The organism is Lactobacillus helveticus DSM 20075 = CGMCC 1.1877 (assembly GCF_000160855.1).
Lineage (GTDB): Bacteria > Bacillota > Bacilli > Lactobacillales > Lactobacillaceae > Lactobacillus > Lactobacillus helveticus.
Map to the genome: position 1 here is coordinate 39558 of NZ_GG700758.1, position 3815 is coordinate 43372.

Genomic DNA, 3815 nt, shown 5'->3' on the forward strand with positions numbered 1-3815 from the left:
TTTCCTAAAATCCGGCTTGTTTTTCATTTTACGATGACGATCTTGTGGGTGACTTATTACACCTACAAAGATAATCCCTGGTTCAATCTCAAATAATGGTCTAAAAAAGGGTTTGAAATGATTAACTCCATAATCACTATATGGAATTCTACTTTCATAAGATTTCAAATAATTGACATATGTTTCGTCAATACTACACCAATTCATATATTCTCCATGACCTACCACCCATCAAATAGATGGGTGGTCTCTTTGTTTAGAGTTTTTCTGCGAACAGCCTGACTTGTGCTCTTCATTCAAAAATGTCCACTCAAGTTTTCTTGAGCTTAGTGGCTTTCTAATCCCACAAGAGCATAGCGGTCGGCCTATTTTAGCAAGGCTGGGCCCCAGCCTGTATTTTACTTATTTTGCTTCCTAAGCCAACTGCTCTAGCCAAGATATTCTTGGAGGCATTTACGTCTCGATCGTGATGCGCATGGCAGTATGGACAATACCATTCTCTGATAGCTAGCCAGTCCCTGGTCTTCATATGGGCGAATCTTGGATTCTTTTTCCCACATTCTGAACAGATCCGGCTAGTATACTGCGGTTTCACCACAATCAGCTTCTTGCCGTACCACTCGCATTTGTAAGCCAGCAGTCTTCTGAACATGCCCCAAGAGGCATTGGCAATATTGTGAGCCAGCTTATGATTGCCGAGCAGATTCTTGACTTTCAAATCTTCAATGGCAATCACGTCATAGCCCTTAACCAGCTCAGTAGTTACTTTTTGCAAGTAATCATATCTAATATTTCTGATCTTAAGCTGGTACTTGCTTTTGGTCTTTCTCAGCTTTTGCCAGTTGGCATAGTCGTACTTGTCTATCTTTTCTTCATGCTCATGATTGAACCGGGCTGCCCGCTTTTCAATCGCTGTCCGGTTGCGGTCGCAGTGGCTTTGGCGCTTAAGCATTGCTTTTTCCAGCTTGAAGGTGTCAGGCACGCCAAAACGTTTGCCATCACTGGTCACCAGCCATTCCTTGCCTAAGCCTACGTCAATCCCTACTGCTTTGCCAGTTTTCTTAGACTTGACCTGATATTGAGCCAGCTGCCGCTTGTCTTTCACGACAGAAAAGCTGATATAATAGCGGTCTAAATCTTGTCGATAGGAAATGACAGCTTTTTGAATGCGGACATTTCTCAGATTATGCAAAGAACTGGTTCTTAGTGTAATGCCATTCTTTTTGCCAATTCTTAAGTGGTGCGGGCTGAGCACTGCAATCTGAGCCTGAGCACCAGTCTTGGTCTGATATTTAACGTTTTTAATCGTTGCTGTTTGGCAGTAATATTTACGGCTTTTAAATCTTGGCTTGCCTTGCTTAACTTGTTTTTTAGTTAGAAAAGCCCACATGTCATCGCTAAATCTTTCAACCGTAAACTGTAAAGAGGTACTATTAACTCTTTTTAGCCATTCATATTCCTTGCGCATTAAAGGCAGCCAGCTCTTCAAGACGCCAATTTTTGGAAATTTTAATTCAGGATTGGCTTCATAACGTGCCTCAAAAGCAGCTACGAACTGATTCCAGACAAAACGGTTAGCCCCAAACAGCTGCCAGATCCAAGCTATTTGTTCACCTTCTGGATAAATGCGATATTGTCTGGTACCCAGTTGAATTTCATGTTCGGCAAGCTTAGTCTTAAAAGCCATAAATTTCATCTCCTTTGCTTGAAACAACATTTATTGGCGTATTTAATTTTGTCATTAAAGAAACAAAATTAGGCAAAAAAGCAGGAGAAAGACCAAATTCATCCCCTCATCAATAGATGGGAGGTATTCTTTGTTCTTTCTCCTAGCTGTTTGTTCTCATTGCATAAATTCCAAGTAAAATGACCACATACGAATAAATGGCTAAGCCAATCTTATTCCAATCTATCTTTTTTATATTAGTTCCCACTTTTTATTTTCTTTTCCTATCTGCTACTTTTTCTCTTTAACAATATAAATTGGTCGATTTTTCACTTGCAAATAAATCCTGCCTACATAACGACCGATAATTCCAAGGCATAGCAGTTGAATTCCACCAATTAATAGAATAATGGAAACTAGGCTTGCCCAGCCAAAGATACTTGAACTAGGAGTAATAATTTTTCTAACAATCACGAAAATGAGTCCAGCAATTGATAGGATAAAGGAAATTATGCCAATCCAAACAGATAAATCTAGGGGAGCCTGCGAAAAATCTGCGATTCCGCTTAAAGCATACTTAAATAATTTTTTAGTTGTCCAGTCCGTTTTACCAGCAACACGCTCTACATTATGGTATTCCAAATACTTTGTTTTAAAGCCAACCCAAGAAAAAATTCCTTTAGAAAAGCGGCTGTATTCTGGCATTGATAAAACAGCATTAACCATTTGACGCGTCATCATGCGATAATCTCGAGCACCTGGAACAATTTAAGTTTTAGAAATTTTATTAATAACTTTATAAAACTGATCACTCAAAAATGACTTAAATTTACTTTCACCCGTACGATCGACTCTGCGGCATCCCACAGCATCATACTTGCCAGTTTGAAGAAGACGATACATCTTAGGCAAAAACTCGGGTGGATCCTGTAAATCCACATCCATTAAAACGATATAATCTCCTGTAGCTGCCTTAAGTCCAGCATAAATTGCGGATTCCTTACCAAAATTTCTTGAGAAAGAAATATAATGCACTGCAGGATTTTCTTGGTGCAATTTTTTTATTTCTTGTAAAGTATTGTCTTTAGAGCCATCATCTACTAGCCAATATTCAGCTTTAACTGGCATCTTTTGCAATACTTTCTGCGTCGCGGCATAAAAAAGCGGAACAGTTTTCTGTTCGTTGAAACATGGTACAACAATTGACAAATTCTTCATTTATTATTCCTGACTTTTTTAAAAGTAATTATCTTATTGATAATAAATTGAATCAAAGTTGCGACAAAGGTAGCTACAATTTTCACAATCAAGTGCGGATATCCCAATTGATTAACAAAAATAAATAGCGACAGTGTCGTAAAGACAGTGGTGATTTGTCCAACAAGAAAATATGAAATAAAGCGAACTATCAAATGATCATGAACCTTAAAATTAGTGTATGAATTCCAAAAGAAGTTATTGATTATTCCGCAAGTTGACGAAATGATATTGGCGATTTCAACATTAACCTTAAAATAGGTCAGAATCGTATAGATGCCAAAATCAACGACTAAGCCTAAGACACCAATTAGCACATATTTTACTAGTTGAACAAAACTCTCTGAATTAATTATTTCTCTTATCTTAACCATAATTATTTAACTATTAGTTCTGCAGTATACTACCTTCCTTACCATTTAAATATATTGAAAACAAGCATAGGCTTTATTAAAGTTTGTTACAACAACCTTCATGAACAATAGATAATTGTGAATAAAATTTTAGGCTTTGCTATTTACTTAATCCATTGATTACCGCCTAAATTGTAGACGCGCTTGCCGTGATATTTAGCTACCGCAAAATAATTCCAATGACTGTGTGCACGCAAGGTTTTACCAGCTGACTTCTTAAAAGAAAGATCCGCCCAAACCGGCGTTGCTTGATCAACCTTAACCAAGCCGACTTGGGCACGAGGAGCCAAAGAATCATGGTGAGCCAGATTCTGCTCGTTGAGCCACATGTTAGGCTGAACATGATACCAAAGTCGATTATTTACCAATTTAACCTGATCGGCTTTTACTTGATGACCATTATTTAACTTAAGATTGGCGGCAAGATTTTCAGTAGGAAAAGTTACTGGTTGATAATAAATGCGAAAATGATTATTTTC

General features: G+C 37.8%; 3 protein-coding genes and 2 pseudogenes. All 5 read right to left on the minus strand.

Going from position 1 to position 3815, the window contains the following annotated elements; all coding sequences use genetic code 11:
* Positions 1 to 207: type III toxin-antitoxin system ToxN/AbiQ family toxin (locus HMPREF0518_RS08025; protein ID WP_035518331.1), on the minus strand; the 207-nt coding region annotated here is incomplete at its 3' end.
* Positions 208 to 370: 163 nt separating this feature from the next.
* Entirely contained in the window at positions 371 to 1687 is a 1317-nt protein-coding gene (locus HMPREF0518_RS08030; protein WP_023191686.1) for an RNA-guided endonuclease InsQ/TnpB family protein, read from the minus strand.
* Positions 1688 to 1957: 270 nt separating this feature from the next.
* Positions 1958 to 2884: pseudogene (locus HMPREF0518_RS08035) on the minus strand (glycosyltransferase family 2 protein).
* Complete coding sequence (locus HMPREF0518_RS08040; RefSeq protein ID WP_003627691.1) at positions 2881 to 3297, minus strand: GtrA family protein; 417 nt, start codon at positions 3295 to 3297, stop codon at positions 2881 to 2883. Before HMPREF0518_RS08040 ends, HMPREF0518_RS08035 begins: the two are co-directional and overlap by 4 nt.
* A 143-nt stretch (positions 3298 to 3440) precedes the next feature.
* Positions 3441 to 3815 (minus strand): annotated as a pseudogene (locus HMPREF0518_RS08045) (glycerophosphodiester phosphodiesterase); the annotation flags it as partial.